Origin of the sequence: Neobacillus mesonae (assembly GCF_023715155.1) — a bacterium.
GTDB lineage: Bacteria > Bacillota > Bacilli > Bacillales > Cytobacillaceae > Neobacillus > Neobacillus mesonae_A.
Window position 1 is genome coordinate 33,732 of record NZ_JAMBNQ010000038.1, and the last position, 18,656, is coordinate 52,387.

Sequence of the window (18,656 nt, forward strand, 5' to 3'; positions counted from 1 at the left end):
GATAACATTTTTACAAAAAATTTGTCAGCACCCCAAAGCAGATTTTTCCCTGAGATGCCCTGCGTAAATAGTTGAATGTGTACTACTCAATAGGTGTTTTTCCCGGTGTACCAGGCTTTCTAGGATACTTTTTCGGTGTCTGCTTTTCTTTTTTGATAATAAGTATATTTCGCTCCGATTCCTCCATTGGCAATGTAAAAGTGGACATACTTTCCAGCTTGCCTCCAAGGGTTGCGATTGCCTTTTTGCCTGTGTTTAATTCATCTGCAGCATTTGCTGCCTTTAGGGCAATGAAATGTCCTCCAACTTTCACAAGCGGCAAACATAACTCGCTCAGCACAGACATTCTTGCAACAGCCCGTGCCGTAACGACATCATAGCTTTCCCGGTATTTTGGGTTAACCCCAAAAGTCTCAGCCCGGTCATGAATAAACTGGACATTCTCAAGCCCTAATACATCTGAAAGGTGGTTTAAAAAGGAAATCCGTTTATTCAAAGAATCGACAATGGTTACTTCAATATTTGGGAAGACAATTTTTAATGGAATGCTTGGAAATCCTGCACCAGCCCCTACATCGCAAAGACGAAAGGGCTTGGTAAAATCATAATAGATAGCAGCAGTCAGTGAATCATAAAAATGTTTTAAGTAAACATCTTCCTTTTCCGTGATAGCGGTTAGATTCATCTTTTCATTCCAATCCACAAGTGTCACATAATATTTTTCAAACTGTTCAAGCTGCTTTTCCGTCAGGATGATTCCATTTTCCCTCATACTTTCTGAAAATTGTTCAATATTCATTCGAGATCCTCACTCATTTTATTCATTGGCTATCTTAGCAATTCTGCCATGTTCCAGGTAGACAAGCAGGATGGAAATATCGGCAGGGTTTACCCCGGAAATTCTTGATGCCTGTGCAAGTGACAGCGGCCTGATTAACTTAAGCTTTTGCTTTGCTTCAGTTGCAAGTCCTGAAATAGCATCATAATCAATATTTTCCGGAATCTTTTTATCCTCCATCTTTTTCAGGCGTTCCACCTGCTGCAGGGATTTGTCAATATAACCCTCATACTTAATTTGAATTTCCACTTGTTCCTTTAATTCAACATCCAAAGGTGTTTCTGGGCTTGCCACCGTTTCAAGCAATTCATATGTCATCTCTGGCCGTTTTAATAAGTCAGATGCACGAATTCCATCTTTTAGCTCACTGCCGCCAATGTTTCGAATTAACTCTTGAACATTTTTATCGGATGGTTTCAGAATGGTGGACCGCAGTCTCTCCTTCTCTGCTTCAATGGCCTCCTTTTTCGCTAAAAAGGCTTGATAACGCTCTTCACCGATTAAACCAATCTTATGACCAATCTCTGTGAGACGAAGGTCGGCATTGTCGTGTCTTAACAAGAGGCGGTATTCAGCCCTTGAAGTAAGCAGGCGGTACGGTTCATTCGTGCCTTTTGTAATAAGGTCGTCAATCAAAACACCAATGTAAGCCTCAGAGCGGCTTAAAACCAAACTTTCCTTGCCCAGCGCGTTAAGGCCTGCGTTAATGCCAGCCATGATGCCTTGGCCGGCAGCTTCCTCATAACCGGATGTTCCATTAATTTGCCCGGCAGTATAAAGGTTCTTTACAACCTTGGTTTCTAAAGTCGGCCATAATTGTGTTGGAACAATTGCATCATATTCAATGGCATAACCTGGTCTCATAATTTCTGCCTTCTCTAAACCAGCCACTGTTCTCACCAGATCATGCTGAACATCCTCAGGCAGGCTGGTAGAAAGTCCCTGAACATATACCTCTTTTGTATTTCTTCCTTCTGGTTCAAGGAAAATTTGATGGCGCGGCTTATCATTGAAGCGGACAACTTTATCCTCAATGGAAGGGCAATAACGCGGACCTGTTCCCTTAATCATTCCAGAATACATTGGTGAACGATGCAGGTTCTGATCAATTAAGCGGTGTGTATGTTCATTTGTATACGTAAGCCAGCAAGGCAGCTGATCCGTAATAAATTTCGTTGTTTCATATGAAAATGCCCTTGGTTCTTCATCCCCAGGCTGAATTTCAGTTTTGCTGTAATCAATCGTTTTGCCGTTAACCCTCGGAGGTGTCCCAGTTTTAAAACGGACAAGCTCAAACCCGAGCTGCTCTAAGTGTTCTGACAATTTAATTGATGGTTGTTGATTATTTGGTCCGCTTGAATATTTCAGCTCGCCGATAATAATTTCGCCGCGCAAAAAGGTTCCAGTTGTAATAACAACTGTTTTAGAACGATAGATTGCTCCTGTTTTAGTAATAACACCTTTACATACGCCGTCTTCAACAATCAGCTCTTCAACCATTCCCTGAATTAAGGTAAGGTTCTGTTCTTCTTCAAGCGTTCTTTTCATTTCATGCTGATATTCATTTTTATCAGCCTGAGCCCGTAACGCGCGCACTGCAGGGCCTTTCCCAGTATTCAACATCCGCATTTGAATATAGGTTTTATCAATATTTTTGGCCATTTGCCCGCCTAAAGCATCTATTTCCCGGACAACAATTCCCTTTGCTGGTCCTCCGACCGATGGGTTACATGGCATAAATGCCACCATATCCAGGTTAATTGTTATCATTAATGTGCTGGCGCCCACTCTTGCCGAAGCCAGGCCTGCCTCACAGCCCGCATGGCCAGCCCCGATGACGATGACGTCATAATTTCCTGCTTCATATTGCTGCATAACGTTTGGTTCCTCCTTTTCCGCAAAACACGGAAAAAATGCATTACTTCTTCTTTTATCCGGCTCCGGCCATGTGCAAGATTACCTTAGCACCATCCCGCAAGCCTAGCCCAAAACACTCTATTTACCTAAACAGAACTGTGAGAACAGCTGATTGATTAAACTGTCCTGAACACTGTCTCCAATGATTTCACCCAGCAGTTCCCATACCCGCGTTAAATCTATTTGAACAATATCAATCGGTGTCCCCATTTCCACACCCGAAATGGCATCCTCAATTGCCTGCAAACTTTGGTTCAATAAAGCAATATGACGGCTGTTAGAAACATAAGAAGCGTCCTTCGCCTCCACAGACCCAGTGAAAAACAAGGAGGAAATAGCCTCTTCTAATTCATTTACACCTTGGTCTTCCAGCAGCGAGGTTGTCACAATCTTGTGATCCTTCGCTAATTGCTTTACCTTCTCAAGATCAATTTGCTGTGGAAGGTCAGTTTTATTGACAATAACAATTGTATCCATTCCTTTTACTGCTTCAAACAGGTTTTCATCCTCTTTTGTCAGCTTATCCGAATAATTCAGCACCAATAAAATCAAATCGGCCTCTTTCAGCACCTGGCGTGAGCGTTCCACGCCAATCCGTTCTACTATATCCTCAGTTTCTCTGATTCCCGCTGTATCTAAAAGCCTTAACGGAACACCGCGCACATTTACATATTCTTCGATGACATCTCTTGTAGTTCCCGGAATATCAGTAACAATTGCCTTATTTTCCTGAACAAGGCTGTTTAATAACGAGGATTTCCCTACATTCGGCCTGCCGACAATAACAGTAGAAAGCCCCTCACGTAAAATTTTCCCCTGCTGTGAAGTTTGTAAGAGTTCTTGAATTTCACTCTTTACATAATTCACCTTTGGCATGAGCAAGGTATGTGTCATTTCTTCGACATCATCATATTCCGGATAATCGATGTTTACCTCGATTTGGGCCAAGACTTCTAAAATCTCCTGCCTTAAACGGCGTATCAGCCGGGAAAGTCTCCCTTCCATTTGCCCAAGAGCAACGTTCATGGCCCGGTCGGTTTTTGCCCGAATTAAATCCATAACTGCTTCTGCTTGTGATAAGTCAATCCGTCCATTTAAAAAGGCACGTTTTGTAAACTCCCCTGGTTCAGCAAGCCGTGCCCCATTATTCAACACAAGCTGAAGGACTCGATTAACCGAAACTAATCCGCCGTGACAGTTGATTTCTACTACATCTTCTTTTGTAAAGGTCTTTGGCCCCTTCATTACGGAGACCATCACTTCTTCAACCACCTGGCCGCTTTTTGGATCATGTAAATGTCCATAATGAATCCTATGGCTTCCTTGTTCAGCCAATGTCTTTCCGCTGACACCCGAAAACAGTTTATCGGTTATAGGGATTGCTTCTTCTCCGCTCAGCCGAACAATAGCAATCGCTCCTTCACCCATTGGCGTTGAAATTGCCGCAATTGTATCCAATTCCAACATCTCTTTCACCCCGCAATACTATAAAAATTTTCTATATAAAAAAATAAATTTTTCTCCAAAAAAATAGAATACCACATAACAGCACTTTTTTTAAGTTCTGTTTATCCACAACTGAATAAGATTCTTGTATTATTTTAACTTATCCACATGTGAATAACAATAAAGTGAAACTTCAATCAGCAGGGTTTTTTCATCCCTGCTGATTTTGTCTGGTTCTGCTAAGTCCCCGCTTACGCATTGGCAAGTTTCACTTCACTATCTCACCAATCAAGCCTTTTAGAGGCAGTTCCCTTCGTTTATACTTCACTGCTTACTGCCCCTTAATTCGGAATAAAACAACTGAAAGTTATACACAAAAACAAAAAGCGAAGGCAGCCATACTTAGCAGAGAGCCTCAGGCAAAGCAAATGTTCTTCGACTCTAAAAGTTATTTTCAGACAATCTGGACTGAAGTTATTGGACCTCGAGCTGAATAAGTTAATGTTTTCGCAAGGTATCCGGAAAACTTATTCAGAATGAAAACTGGCCAGGCGATGTAAATAGACCATTTTAAAAGACAAAAGCGTAAAAAAATATAAAAGGTGCATAAAAAAACACCCTCTCGAAACGAAAGGATGTCTTGTATTGATATAAATTTATTTTCTAATCGGTGAGATCACAACATACCGATGTGGTTCAGTTCCATCAGAACTGGTCTTTACCCGCTTATCATCTGCTAATGCGGTATGGATTACTTTACGTTCATAAGATGGCATTGGTTCCAATGACACATCTTTGCCCGTCTTAACCGCTTTTTGTGCGAGACGCTGGGCCAGTAAAACCAGTGTTTCATTTCTTCTGCTGCGGTAGTCTTCCGCGTCTAAAATCACATTTAGATACCCTTGCGAAAAATGGTTTATCACCAACTGGGTTAAATATTGAAGTGAATTTAGAGTTTGTCCGCGCTTTCCAATTAACAACGCAATTTTATCGCCTGACAGGGTAAAATAGACCTGTTTGGCCTCCTGCTTTACTTCAACTTCTACGGGAGAACCCATTTGTTCACTCACTTGCATGAGAAATTTCTTTGCTTCATCGATGGGATTAATTATCACTGAAACCTTAACAACAGCCGGCCTCGATCCAAATATCCCAAAAATCCCTTTTTTACCTTCATCAATAATATCAATGCTTGTCTGATCTTTAGAGGTGTTTAATTGTGCTAAAGCTGACTCTACTGCTTCTTCGACGGTTTGTCCTGTAGCAGTTACCTGTTTCACTTTTTAGTTCCTCCTGCTTTACCGGTTTCTTGCGCCTTAATATCCGGTGCTTTAATAAAATAGGTTTGCACAATCATAAAGATATTTCCGACTACCCAATACAAAGATAATGCTGATGGAAAACTGATAGCAAAAATGACAATCATAATCGGCATCATCCATACCATCATCGCCATTTGCGGATTCTGGTTTGCTGTACCGGCCATCATAATCTTTTGCTGAATAAATGTCGTAATACCTGCGACGATCGGTAAAATATAAAAAGGATCTTTTTCACCTAAGTCAAACCACAAGAAACTTCCCTCAGCAATTTCCCTTGTTCTCATAATGGCGTGATAGAATCCAATTAAAATTGGCATCTGAATGATTAACGGGAAACATCCAGCCATTGGATTTACGCCATGTTTTTGAAATAAAGCCATTGTTTCCTGCTGAAGCTTTTGCTGTGTTTTTTGATCTTTAGAACTGTATTTTTCGCGGAGTGCTTTCATTTCCGGCTGCAGGGCCTGCATGGCTTTTGAACTCTTCGTCTGTTTAATCATCAGAGGCAAAATCACCAGCCTGATCAAGATTGTAACAATAATAATAGAGAGTCCAAAGCTGCCCCCAAGTAAATAAGCTGCTTCCTTAATCAACCAAGATAATGGATAGACAATGTATTCATTCCAAATGCCTGTACTTTCTGATGTGATTGGCTTATTGGTTTGACTGCATCCAGCGAGTGCCAAAAAGACAGTAAGCATTCCAAATACAAGTAATATTCTTTTTCTCAACCAGCATTTCCTCCTCAAAAATAAAGTGAAAATATATTTAAAAAATTTTTATATGTAAATATTCCCTATTTATATATTCAAAGGTAATTTTACCATCTTTTTTATTAAATTGCTTTACTTGTGTTGGACAATTCATTGATTTTTTGCACTTTTCTTTAAAACCTTTCCCACCTTAAGCACATGGATAATGCTGCTTTTAACCGCAAAAAAGTCCATTTCAGCTGCTGGCTTCCTGGCAATAATCACGTAATCCATACCTGGCAGCAAACTATCTTTCAATTCTAAGATAGACTGCCTGATATACCGTTTTATTCTATTTCTCGTAACAGCATTGCCGATCTTTTTACTTACAGACAGACCAATCCGGAAAAAACCTTGATCCTCTTTCGGCAGTGCATAAACAACAAATTGCCGATTCGCAAATGAACGTCCCTTTTGAAAAACCACTTGAAAGTCTTTATTTTTTTTAATTCGCAATTCCTTTTTCATTCTGTCACCTTCAATCGGGTTGCATCTGAACTTCGATGACTATCAAGCTTCAGCGTCTATTGGGACTCGTTGATATGCTGACGAGTCCCTGATAAGGCGCTTCCACACATTTAAATTAGAAAAAAGACCACTGAGACGTTTCAGTGGTCTAAGCTGATAATACTTTTCTTCCTTTACGACGGCGACGAGCTAGAACGTTACGTCCATTGCTTGAGCTCATACGACTGCGGAAACCGTGAACTTTGCTGTGTTTACGTTTATTTGGTTGATATGTTCTTTTCATATATGACACCCCCCTAATAAGGAAAAGTCCTAATTCATATTCAGACGACAGTCTAATTTATTATAAAGACGTCACCATTAAATTGTCAACTGCTCACCAAACATTGTACCAAATTACCAATTTCTTTTTGCATGGAATAAAACAAATAAGTTTATTCTACTGGCATATACCCTATTTTTTGTTAAGTGTTCTCTAAAGAACAGGATAAAAAAATTTGTGGATAAAAAATCGACATTTTTTTCGCCTTTTACACAAGATATTGACAGGTTTTTCACAAATTATCTATCTGTGGACAATTTCTATGCACAGAATGTTTCCGTTGTGGATAAGTTTTGAAAAAGCATTGCATGGCTTACTTAAATTTGATATCATATCTATGTTTTCACTCTGAATAACTTCATAGAACAATTACTTTATCCACAATTTGTGGATAACATGTGGACATCTTATCCTTAGGTTCTGTAAAAGTTTGTCCACAGGAAGTGGATATTGTCGAAATTCTGCATTTTATCCTTATTATATGTTTTCCACAATTCACTATTCATATAATGATAATTTTATAGCTCTATTTAAGATGAACGTACGTTAAAATTAACAATTTCGAAATAGGAGCACGGAGAATACCAGCATTTATATAAAAAAGGGAGGGAAAATAGTTGGAAAATATTGCGGATCTTTGGCAGGCAGCTCTTTCTAATATTGAAAAGAAAATAAGCAAGCCAAGTTTTGAAACATGGTTTAAATCAACGAAGGCCCATTCCCTTCAAGGTGATTTGCTCATCATACATGTTCCAAACGAGTTCGCGCGTGATTGGCTTGAGGAACGTTATTCGGCGCTGATTTCGGACATTTTATACGAAATTACCGGAGAAAAACTAGCAGCAAAGTTCATCATTCCGCAGGATCAAAAAGAAGAAGAAATAGAAATGACAGCCCCGCCAAAAAGGGGAAAAAGGGATGAAGACCAGACAGATTTTCCGACAAGCGTATTAATTCCTAAATACACTTTTGAAACTTTTGTCATTGGTTCCGGTAATCGTTTCGCTCATGCTGCTTCACTTGCTGTAGCAGAGGCACCTGCTAAGGCTTATAATCCACTTTTCATCTACGGAGGAGTTGGACTTGGAAAAACTCACTTAATGCATGCCATTGGACATTATGTTTTAGAGCACAATCCAGCAGCCAAAGTAGTCTATTTGTCTTCTGAAAAATTTACAAATGAGTTTATCAACTCAATTAGGGACAATCGTGCAGAAGACTTTCGTAATAAATATCGAAATGTTGATGTCCTGCTGATAGATGATATTCAATTTTTAGCTGGAAAAGAATCAACCCAGGAGGAATTTTTCCATACCTTTAACGCCCTCCATGAAGAGAGTAAACAAATTGTTATTTCCAGCGACCGTCCTCCAAGAGAGATTCCAACATTAGAGGACCGCTTAAGATCAAGGTTTGAGTGGGGGCTTATCACCGATATTACTCCACCAGACTTGGAAACAAGAATTGCTATTCTTAGAAAAAAAGCAAAAGCAGATGGACTGGATATTCCAAATGAAGTCATGCTTTATATTGCGAACCAAATTGATTCCAATATTCGTGAACTTGAAGGGGCATTAATCCGTGTTGTTGCCTATTCATCGCTGATAAATAAAGACATTAATGCAGATTTAGCTGCTGAAGCTTTAAAAGATATTATTCCAAGTTCTAAGCCTAAGGTCATTACCATTCTTGAAATTCAAAAGATAGTTGGAGAGCAATATAACGTCAAGCTTGAGGACTTTAAGGCAAAAAAACGGACAAAGTCTGTTGCCTTCCCAAGACAAATCGCGATGTACTTATCTCGTGAATTAACCGACCATTCATTGCCCAAAATAGGAGAAGAGTTTGGCGGCCGTGACCATACGACGGTCATACATGCTCATGAAAAGATTTCAAAGCTTCTTCAAACAGATTCACAGCTGCAAAAGCAAATAAAAGAATTAAATGAAATGTTGAAGGTTTAATTAGAAAAGCACATGTCTGTTAACAGTGTGAATAACCTTCTGTAACATATGCACAGTCTGTCCACATGTGGATAGGCTGTGTTTCCGTTATTATCTTGAGTTATCCACATGTTAACAAGCCCTACTAGTACTTCTTCTATTTTTTTAAAAAAATATTATTATATATTGCTGTAAAAAATTTATGCTAAAACGGAGGATTAAAAATGAAATTTATTATCCAACGGGATCGACTCGTACAAAGTGTTCAAGATGTCATGAGAGCTATTACTTCTAGAACAACGATTCCAATCTTAACGGGAATTAAGATGACTGCCGCTGAGGAAGGTGTAACATTAACCGGAAGTGACTCTGATATTTCAATTGAATCTTTTATTCCTAAAGAAGAGTCAGGCAATGAAATTGTTGAAATCAAACAGCCTGGTTCAATTGTCCTTCAGGCAAAGTTTTTCAGCGAAATTGTTAAAAAACTGCCTACCGACTTTGTGGAGATTGAAGTATTAAATCATCTGCAAACTGTTATTCGCTCAGGAAAGTCTGAATTTAACTTAATTGGCCTTGATGCAGAGGAATATCCTCACTTGCCGCAGATAGAAGAGAATAATAAATTTCAAATTGCTGCTGATCTTTTAAAAGCAATGGTTAGACAAACCCATTTTGCAGTGTCTACTTCAGAAACACGCCCCATCTTGACAGGTGTAAACTGGAATATTGAAAATGGGGAGCTAAACTGTATTGCAACAGACAGCCACCGGTTGGCACTCCGTAAAGCAAAAATCGAAGCAGGCAGTGATGTCAGTTATAATATTGTCATTCCCGGAAAAAGTCTAAATGAATTAAGTAAAATTATTGATGATACAAATGACTTAATAGATATCGTTATTACTGAAAATCAAATTTTATTTAAAGCGAAACATTTATTGTTCTTCTCCAGACTGTTAGAAGGCAATTATCCAGATACATCAAGATTAATCCCAAATGAAAGCAAAACGGATATTACTGTTAATACAAAGGATTTTTTACAAGCCATTGACCGTGCTTCTTTACTTGCTCGGGAAGGCAGAAACAACGTTGTGAAACTGGCAACCCATGAGGGAGGAGTGATTGAAATTTCCTCCAATACACCAGAAATTGGGAAGGTAATCGAAGAAGTTCAAAGTGAGACGGTTACAGGCGAGGAATTAAAAATCTCCTTTAGTGCAAAGTATATGATGGATGCCCTCAAGGCCTTAGAGGGGACAGACATTAATATCAGCTTTACTGGAGCCATGCGTCCATTCGTTATTCGTCCGTTAAATGACGAAACCATTCTGCAGCTTATTTTACCTGTCAGGACTTACTAAATACATGAAGCCGCCATTACCGGTGGCTTTTTTTCGGGTTTCTTTTGAAAATAAGTTTTACATTTAGTAAAATAAAGTATTGAGACTTTTGTTTGGATAAAAAATGGAGCGACGTAAGACTAATTCAAGACTCTATACTGAAATTGGGAAATGAAGGTGAAAGATTTGCCTGAAAAAGTGAAACTGGATACGGAATTTATTACATTGGGTCAATTTTTAAAGCTGGCTGAAGTTATTCAATCAGGCGGCATGGCCAAATGGTTTTTAAGCGAACATGAAGTTTTTATTAATGGCGAACAGGATCAGCGAAGAGGAAGGAAGCTTCGAGCGGGTGATAAAATTCAAATTAAGAGCATCGGTGAATTTGTCATAACCGAATAATCTGTCCAGCTCAAGCGTCAGGGGCGGCAAGCATTTCTGAAGAGGATGACGTTATGTATATTGAATCGCTAAGCTTAAAAGATTATCGAAACTATGAGGAGTTATTCGTAGAATTTGAAAATAAAGTAAATGTCATCTTAGGTGAAAACGCCCAAGGAAAAACAAATGTCATGGAATCCATTTATGTTTTAGCCATGGCTAAGTCACACAGAACTTCAAATGATAAAGATCTTATCCGTTGGGATCAAGATTATGCTAAAATAGAGGGTAGGGTTCAAAAACAGCACAGTTCTTTACCCTTACAATTAGTGATATCCAAAAAGGGCAAAAAGGCAAAATGCAACCATATTGAACAGCAAAAATTAAGCCAATATGTGGGCAATATGAATGTGGTTATGTTTGCCCCTGAAGACCTTAATTTAGTTAAAGGCAGTCCACAGGTCCGCAGAAGGTTTATTGATATGGAGATAGGCCAGGTATCCCCCATTTATTTACATGATATGAGCCAATATCAAAAAATTCTCCAGCAGCGCAATCACTTTTTAAAAATGATGCAGATTAAAAAGCAAACAGATTTGACCATGCTTGAAATTCTAACCGAACAATTTATTCAAATGGCAGTAAAAATTGTGACAAAACGGTTTGAATTCCTGCGGCTGCTGCAAAATTGGGCGAAACCGATTCATCATGGCATTTCCAGAGGGCTGGAAACCCTTGAAATTCAATATAAACCGTCTGTAGAGGTATTAGAAGACCAAGATTTGTCGAAAATGGTAACGACGTTTCAAGAAAAGTTTGAAAAAGTGAAAAATAGAGAAATGGAGAGGGGGACAACGTTGTTTGGCCCCCATCGTGATGATTTATTATTCTTCGTCAATAACAGAGATGTGCAAACATTTGGGTCTCAGGGCCAGCAGCGAACAACGGCACTGTCGATTAAGCTTGCTGAAATAGAATTAATACATGCTGAAATTGGCGAGTATCCAATATTGCTGTTGGATGATGTGTTATCAGAATTAGATGATTACCGCCAATCTCATTTATTAAATACAATCCAGGGTAAAGTACAAACTTTTGTTACTACCACTAGTGTGGACGGAATTGACCACCAAACTTTAAAAGAGGCTTCAACATTTGAGGTCACTTCCGGCATTATGAAAAAAGCGTGAGTTTTTACGGCTTCTGAGCAATTGCTAGGATGAGGTGAAGTATGTATATTCATATTGGTGAGGATCTAAATATCAGGGTGAAAGACATCATTGCAGTATTGGATAAGGAAAGTGTCCAAAATTCCGAAATGCTGGATGAATTCTTAAACCAGCATAAGGAAAAGGTAATGAATTTGTCTAAAAACCCTTTTAAATCAGTTATCATAACCGATCAGTATGTTTATTTATCCCCTATTGCTTCTGGAACTTTAAAGAAGCGTTCAACACAAATAAATTTACAGGAATCATATTAGTGTAGTTTTTATTTTTTTAAAAATATAGATTTACTTATGTTCAGAAAGTGCAGGTGAATCAAGTGACAATGGATCAAAAGGCAGTTCAGGAGCAAGCATATGAAGCGGATCAGATTCAAGTTTTGGAAGGACTTGAGGCTGTAAGAAAAAGACCTGGTATGTATATCGGTTCAACCAGCAGCAGAGGTCTTCACCATCTTGTTTGGGAGATTGTTGATAACAGTATTGATGAGGCGCTCGCAGGCTACTGTACTGAAATCAATGTCACGATTGAAGAGGATAACAGCATTACAGTAACAGACAATGGCCGTGGTATTCCAGTCGGAATACAGGAAAAAATGGGCCGGCCGGCGGTAGAAGTCATTATGACTGTCCTCCACGCAGGAGGTAAATTCGGCGGAGGCGGATATAAGGTTTCAGGCGGACTTCACGGTGTTGGTGCTTCTGTTGTTAATGCTCTATCCACTTATTTGGAAGTTTTTGTTCATCGGGATGGCCACATCTATTATCAAAAATATGAGCGCGGAGTCCCGGCTGCTGATTTAAAAATAATCGGCGACACTGATAAGACTGGTACTATTACCCACTTTAAACCTGATAGTGAGATTTTTACCGAAACCTTAGAATATGAATATGATATTTTAGCCACTCGTATTCGTGAATTAGCATTTTTAAACCGCGGACTTAGAATCACGATTGAAGATAAGCGTGTTGAAGATAAAAAGAATGAATATCACTATGAAGGCGGTATAAAGTCCTATGTAGAACATTTAAACCGCTCAAAAGAAGTAATTCATGAGGAACCAATTGATGTATTGGGAGAACGTGAGGGAATCAGTGTTGAAGTAGCTCTTCAATACAATGAGGGCTATACCGAAAGTATATACTCCTTCGCAAATAATATTCATACCTATGAAGGCGGAACCCATGAATCTGGCTTTAAAACGGCCTTAACAAGAGTTATCAACGATTACGCACGGAAAAATGGATTAATTAAAGAAAGTGAATCAAACCTTTCTGGTGAGGATGTTCGTGAAGGATTGACTGCCATTGTTTCTGTTAAGCATCCAGATCCGCAATTTGAAGGGCAAACCAAAACAAAACTTGGCAACTCGGAAGTTAGAGCGATAACTGATACAGTTTTTTCAAGTGCCTTTGAGAAGTTTTTGATGGAAAACCCTATGGTTGGCAGAAAAATTGTTGATAAAGGTTTAATGGCTTCAAGAGCAAGGATGGCTGCCAAAAAGGCAAGGGAATTAACCCGCAGGAAAAGTGCCCTCGAGGTTTCAAGTCTTCCTGGTAAATTAGCTGATTGCTCATCACGTGATCCTTCTGAAAGTGAATTATATATCGTTGAGGGTGACTCTGCAGGAGGATCAGCAAAACAAGGACGTGACCGTCACTTCCAGGCTATTTTACCGCTCCGGGGGAAAATCTTAAACGTGGAAAAGGCACGTCTTGACAGAATTCTGTCCAACAATGAAGTCAGAGCTATGATTACGGCCATTGGAACAGGTATTGGAGAAGAGTTTGATATCGCGAAAGCCAGGTACCATAAAGTTGTGATTATGACAGATGCGGATGTTGATGGTGCCCATATTCGAACCCTTCTGCTAACCTTCTTTTATCGTTATATGAGGAAAATCCTAGAAGCAGGCTATGTTTATATTGCACAGCCGCCATTATATAAAGTACAGCAAGGCAAACGAATCGAATATGCCTACAATGATAAAGAGCTGGAGAGGATATTTGCTGAACTGCCAAGCCAGCCTAAGCCAAATATTCAGCGGTATAAAGGTCTAGGAGAAATGAATCCTGAACAATTATGGGAAACAACCATGGATCCAGACACAAGAACCATGCTCCAAGTAAGCCTTGAAGATGCAATTGAAGCAGATGAAACCTTTGAGATGTTAATGGGTGAAAAAGTTGAACCGCGCCGTAATTTCATCGAAGAAAATGCTCAATATGTTAAGAATCTCGATGTATAGAAAAGGCAGGCGCTTTGCTGACGGCCTAACGTCTTGAAAAGGTAAATAAAAAAAGTAAGGGTAGAGGGGTAACCACTATCCTCCTTTTCTTTTTAAGTAAGCAAGGGGATCCAAATAGGAGGTACCAAAAATGGCTGAAACACCAAAGTCACATATAAAAGAAGTCAATATTAGCCAGGAAATGAAAACATCTTTTCTTGACTATGCGATGAGTGTTATCGTTTCTCGTGCCCTGCCGGATGTAAGGGATGGATTAAAGCCAGTCCACCGCCGTATTCTTTATGCTATGCACGATCTTGGCATTCATGCGGACAAACCTTATAAAAAGTCAGCCCGTATTGTCGGCGATGTAATCGGTAAATATCACCCTCATGGTGATGCAGCCGTTTATGAAACAATGGTACGTATGGCACAGGACTTTAACTATCGCTATATGCTTGTGGACGGACATGGGAACTTCGGTTCTGTAGACGGCGACTCTGCTGCAGCAATGCGTTATACAGAGTCTAGAATGTCCAAAATTTCAATGGAATTATTAAGAGATATTAACAAAGATACTATTGATTATCAAGACAACTATGATGGTGAAGAAAAAGAACCTGTCGTACTTCCATCAAGATTCCCGAACCTTTTGGTTAATGGGACAACCGGTATTGCGGTTGGGATGGCTACTAATATTCCGCCGCACCAGCTTGGTGAGGTGATTGATGGCGTACTGGCTGTCAGCCGTGAGCCGGAAATTACAACACAGGAATTAATGGACATCATCCCTGGTCCTGACTTTCCTACCGGAGGGCTCATTCTTGGCCGCAGCGGAATTAGGAAGGCATATGAGACTGGAAGAGGTTCCATTACACTGCGGGCAAAAGTAGACATTGAACAAAAATCAAATGGTAAAGAAACGATTATTGTCCACGAAATCCCTTATCAAGTAAACAAGGCAAAACTGATTGAAAGAATTGCCGAGCTTGCTCGTGATAAAAAAATTGAAGGAATCACAGACCTTAGGGATGAATCCGACCGCAGAGGTATGCGAATTGTTATTGAGATTCGCAAAGATGCCAACGCCAATGTTGTTTTAAATAACTTATATAAACAAACAGCCCTGCAGACCACCTTTGGGATTAATAATTTAGCACTAGTAAATGGGCATCCAAAGGTTTTAAGCTTGAAGCAGATGCTTGTCCATTACTTGGACCACCAAAATGTCGTTATTCGCAGAAGGACTGCGTTTGAACTGCGTAAAGCAGAAGCCCGTGCCCATATCTTAGAGGGATTACGTGTTGCACTGGATAATTTAGATGCTGTGATAAACCTTATTCGTAATTCTGCTACAACAGATATTGCCCGTGAAGGGTTAATGAGTGAATTTAGCCTTTCCGAAAAGCAGGCTCAGGCAATTTTAGATATGCGTCTGCAGCGCTTAACCGGTTTGGAAAGAGAAAAAATTGAGGACGAGTATCAAGGACTTGTGAAATTAATTGCTGAGTTAAAGGCAATTTTGGCAGATGATGAAAAGGTACTTGAAATTATCCGCGAGGAATTATTGGAAATAAAGGAACGGTTTAATGATAAGCGCCGCACGGAAATTGTCGCCGGCGGAATTGAGAATATTGAAGATGAGGATTTAATTCCAAGGGAAAATATCGTTATTACCCTTACACATAATGGCTATATTAAACGCCTTCCAGTTTCCACTTATCGTTCCCAAAAACGGGGCGGCAGAGGAATTCAGGGAATGGGAACACATGATGATGATTTTGTAGAACATTTAATGACAACTTCAACCCATGATACCATTCTGTTCTTCACCAACAAGGGGAAAGTATATCGTTCTAAAGGCTATGAAATTCCGGAATTCAGCCGGACAGCTAAAGGAATTCCTATTGTGAACCTGCTGGGTATTAATAAAGGGGAATGGGTCAATGCCATTATCCCAGTTACGGAATTTGTCGATGATTGGTTCTTGTTCTTTACCACAAAAGAAGGTGTTTCCAAACGTTCGCCATTATCTTCATTTGCCCACATCCGCAATAATGGATTAATCGCAGTGAATCTCCGTGAAGGTGATGAATTGATTTCTGTCCGCTTAACAGACGGCAATAAGCACATCATTATCGGGACGAAAAAAGGCATGTTAATCCGTTTTCCAGAGGATGATGTAAGATCAATGGGACGTACAGCCACTGGTGTAAAAGGTATAACCCTTGATGCAGATGATGAAGTGGTCGGCATGGAAGTGCTGGAAGAAGAGAATGATGTCTTAATTGTTACGAAAAATGGGTACGGCAAGAGGACCCAAGCCTCCGAATACCGCATTCAAGGCAGAGGCGGAAAAGGAATCAAGACCTGCCACGTCACAGAGAAAAATGGTGACCTGGTATCGGTAAGAGCCGTAACCGGTGAAGAGGACTTAATGTTAATTACAACAGGCGGCGTACTGATCCGAATCGATGTTGCCGGTATCTCCACAATGGGACGGAACACACAAGGTGTCAAACTGATCAGTATAAAGGAAAGCGAAAATGAATACGTAGCCACCGTAGCCAAGGTAGAAAAAGAAGAAGATGAAGAAGAAGAAGAAATCCTTGACGAGGGAGAACTGGTCGAAGGTGAAGGAACTGAAGGAACCCCAGTTGATGCTGGAGAGAACAACAGTGGACCTGTAGATCAGGATACTTCTGAATCGAATGAAGAGGAATAAGTACATTTTTAAAGTAAGAAGAAAGGAGCACAGTTTATTGTGTTCCTTTTTTTAGTATGAGGACAGGAATCTAATTTGATATGGTGCTATAGGTCTAGGACGAAGGAAATTTAGATATAGAGTTGTGGAAAGGGTTCTAGCTGCCCGAAACTGAGAAGTACAAAGGAATTGGGTAAAGTAGAAAGGCTCTAGCTGCTCGAAATGGAGCATCACAAGAGAATTCAGTAAAGTAGGGGAAATAGTTATTGGAACTATCCCCCTCTTTAATAATTACTTTATCATTTGAAATAAACCCATCGTCCAAAGCCTGCTTCATTAAAATTTTCCTTTAATACCCTTCTAATTACTTTTTCAGCCACAACTCCACCACTCCACTGAAATATTTCTTGGGTAGTTATTTTTACTACTAGGAAAAAGTAATTGATGATTCCCTACAATACGCAGTACAGAAGAGTTAATTTTCTCTATGTATGAACAATTATTACAAATACATTTATTCCGACCCATTAAAATCATAAAATGAAGACACTTAGGACAAGAAATCAACTTTTTAAGAAGTCCCAATTCATAAGCCGGTAATTGGGTATAAGGACTCTTTTCGTGGTGGTTTGAAATCAATGTTTCAGCAATCTTTTTATGAATATTATTTAATCTTGATGGCTGCAAGTCCAAATTCCTCATGAAGCGGTTAAGTTGTGAAGGGAGAATTACAGGGAAATTAAGAGGTGCTTGGAAAAGTGAAAATTCAGGGTTAACAAAGGTCACCCAGCCTTTAACTTCAATTTGAAATCCATGTTGATTCAGCCATTGGCGCATAAGAGATGTATTCCGCTCTAATTGATTAAAGGGATTCTTTACTTCTCTTTTTGGGACTTTAAAAAACTTACCCGATTCTGAAAAATAATCTCCCTCATAATTTTTTACTTCAAATAAGTCAACTTTCCACTGGGAAATAATAACTGAATCAATTTGAAAATATGTACTGCTTGTTTTTAAAAGCAAGTCTTTTAAAACAATTCTCTCGCCATGCAGCTTATCGGTCAGTTGATCAAACATTAATTCCCCGTCATATCCCTTCTCAGCATTAAGGTAATCAAACATTTCTTTTTCTGAAGTAGTCATTCAGGGGTTTAAAACTCTTAATACTTTTAATTCATATGGTACAGGCCGAAATCTTTTCAAAGTTCACATCCCTTAAATATAATAAGGACTATTTTAAAAGAATTTCTCTTAAAATTCAGTGATTATTTTAACGGTTAAAATAAAATACAAAAAAACTCTTCAAGGTTAAGCGAAAAAGATATTTTACTATAATTTTAAAAGACACTAACGATTTTAAAAAACATGTAGAAAAAATAGAAATAATGTTGACATACCATGAGACAGATGATATATTAATAAAGTCGCATTGAGCGATTGGTTATAAAGTTGTTCTTTGAAAACTAAACAAACAAAACGTCAACAAACAATAATCATTCATTTCTTAAATGAGATGAAGCCAACGTAACTTTTATGAGCTAATCAACTCAACTTTTTTGGAGAGTTTGATCCTGGCTCAGGACGAACGCTGGCGGCGTGCCTAATACATGCAAGTCGAGCGAATCTTTGGGAGCTTGCTCCCAAAAGTTAGCGGCGGACGGGTGAGTAACACGTGGGCAACCTGCCTGTAAGATCGGGATAACTTCGGGAAACCGGAGCTAATACCGGATAATTCTTATCTGCACATGCAGATAAGTTAAAAGTCGGTTT

15 protein-coding genes and 1 rRNA gene are annotated in these 18,656 nt (G+C 39.3%); 8 read left to right on the forward strand and 8 right to left on the reverse strand.

What is annotated here, in order from left to right; genetic code table 11:
• Window positions 1–82 precede the first annotated feature (82 nt).
• The 7 genes from rsmG to rpmH all read right to left on the reverse strand — a co-directional run bounded on the left by rsmG (window position 83) and on the right by rpmH (window position 7,026).
• Window positions 83–799: a 16S rRNA (guanine(527)-N(7))-methyltransferase RsmG gene (gene rsmG / locus M3183_RS21870; RefSeq protein WP_251472955.1), complete on the reverse strand. Its 717-nt coding sequence runs from the start codon at window positions 797–799 to the stop codon at window positions 83–85.
• 18 nt (window positions 800–817) lie between these two features.
• On the reverse strand, window positions 818–2,713 hold the full coding sequence (mnmG, locus tag M3183_RS21875; RefSeq protein ID WP_251472957.1) for a tRNA uridine-5-carboxymethylaminomethyl(34) synthesis enzyme MnmG: 1,896 nt from the start codon (window positions 2,711–2,713) through the stop codon (window positions 818–820).
• 120 nt (window positions 2,714–2,833) lie between these two features.
• Window positions 2,834–4,219: a tRNA uridine-5-carboxymethylaminomethyl(34) synthesis GTPase MnmE gene (gene mnmE / locus M3183_RS21880; RefSeq protein WP_251472978.1), complete on the reverse strand. Its 1,386-nt coding sequence runs from the start codon at window positions 4,217–4,219 to the stop codon at window positions 2,834–2,836.
• A gap of 638 nt (window positions 4,220–4,857) precedes the next feature.
• Entirely contained in the window at window positions 4,858–5,481 is a 624-nt protein-coding gene (gene jag / locus M3183_RS21885; protein ID WP_251472960.1) for an RNA-binding cell elongation regulator Jag/EloR, read from the reverse strand.
• Entirely contained in the window at window positions 5,478–6,224 is a 747-nt protein-coding gene (gene spoIIIJ, locus M3183_RS21890; protein WP_396953750.1) for a YidC family membrane integrase SpoIIIJ, read from the reverse strand. The genes jag and spoIIIJ overlap by 4 nt, the downstream gene beginning before the upstream one ends.
• 162 nt (window positions 6,225–6,386) lie before the next feature.
• Complete coding sequence (rnpA, locus tag M3183_RS21895; protein WP_251472964.1) at window positions 6,387–6,743, reverse strand: ribonuclease P protein component; 357 nt, start codon at window positions 6,741–6,743, stop codon at window positions 6,387–6,389.
• Window positions 6,744–6,891: 148 nt separating this feature from the next.
• Window positions 6,892–7,026, reverse strand: coding sequence for a 50S ribosomal protein L34 (gene rpmH / locus M3183_RS21900; protein WP_074033983.1), 135 nt, complete (start codon window positions 7,024–7,026; stop codon window positions 6,892–6,894).
• Window positions 7,027–7,682: 656 nt separating this feature from the next.
• Between rpmH and dnaA the strand changes: the two genes are divergently transcribed.
• From dnaA to gyrA, 7 genes are all read left to right on the forward strand, one after another.
• Window positions 7,683–9,029, forward strand: a complete 1,347-nt coding sequence (gene dnaA / locus M3183_RS21905) for a chromosomal replication initiator protein DnaA (RefSeq protein ID WP_251472965.1) — start codon at window positions 7,683–7,685, stop codon at window positions 9,027–9,029.
• A 203-nt stretch (window positions 9,030–9,232) separates the two neighbouring features.
• On the forward strand, window positions 9,233–10,369 hold the full coding sequence (dnaN, locus tag M3183_RS21910; RefSeq protein ID WP_251472966.1) for a DNA polymerase III subunit beta: 1,137 nt from the start codon (window positions 9,233–9,235) through the stop codon (window positions 10,367–10,369).
• A 165-nt stretch (window positions 10,370–10,534) separates the two neighbouring features.
• Complete coding sequence (gene yaaA / locus M3183_RS21915; protein ID WP_251472967.1) at window positions 10,535–10,750, forward strand: S4 domain-containing protein YaaA; 216 nt, start codon at window positions 10,535–10,537, stop codon at window positions 10,748–10,750.
• Window positions 10,751–10,803: 53 nt separating this feature from the next.
• On the forward strand, window positions 10,804–11,919 hold the full coding sequence (recF, locus tag M3183_RS21920; RefSeq protein WP_251472968.1) for a DNA replication/repair protein RecF: 1,116 nt from the start codon (window positions 10,804–10,806) through the stop codon (window positions 11,917–11,919).
• Window positions 11,920–11,960: 41 nt separating this feature from the next.
• Window positions 11,961–12,212, forward strand: a complete 252-nt coding sequence (gene remB / locus M3183_RS21925; protein ID WP_251472970.1) for an extracellular matrix regulator RemB — start codon at window positions 11,961–11,963, stop codon at window positions 12,210–12,212.
• A gap of 68 nt (window positions 12,213–12,280) precedes the next feature.
• Window positions 12,281–14,203: a DNA topoisomerase (ATP-hydrolyzing) subunit B gene (gyrB, locus tag M3183_RS21930; protein WP_251472980.1), complete on the forward strand. Its 1,923-nt coding sequence runs from the start codon at window positions 12,281–12,283 to the stop codon at window positions 14,201–14,203.
• A 130-nt stretch (window positions 14,204–14,333) separates the two neighbouring features.
• Window positions 14,334–16,907, forward strand: coding sequence for a DNA gyrase subunit A (gene gyrA, locus M3183_RS21935; RefSeq protein ID WP_251472972.1), 2,574 nt, complete (start codon window positions 14,334–14,336; stop codon window positions 16,905–16,907).
• A 351-nt stretch (window positions 16,908–17,258) separates the two neighbouring features.
• Here gyrA and M3183_RS21940 read toward each other — a convergent pair whose 3' ends face one another.
• The gene (locus tag M3183_RS21940; protein ID WP_251472974.1) at window positions 17,259–18,029 is read right to left on the reverse strand and encodes a nuclease-related domain-containing protein; all 771 of its coding nucleotides are present in this window, start codon (window positions 18,027–18,029) and stop codon (window positions 17,259–17,261) included.
• Window positions 18,030–18,439: 410 nt separating this feature from the next.
• On the opposite strand from M3183_RS21940, the gene M3183_RS21945 reads away from it, so the two are divergent.
• Window positions 18,440–18,656: ribosomal RNA gene (locus tag M3183_RS21945) — 16S ribosomal RNA — on the forward strand; the annotation flags it as partial.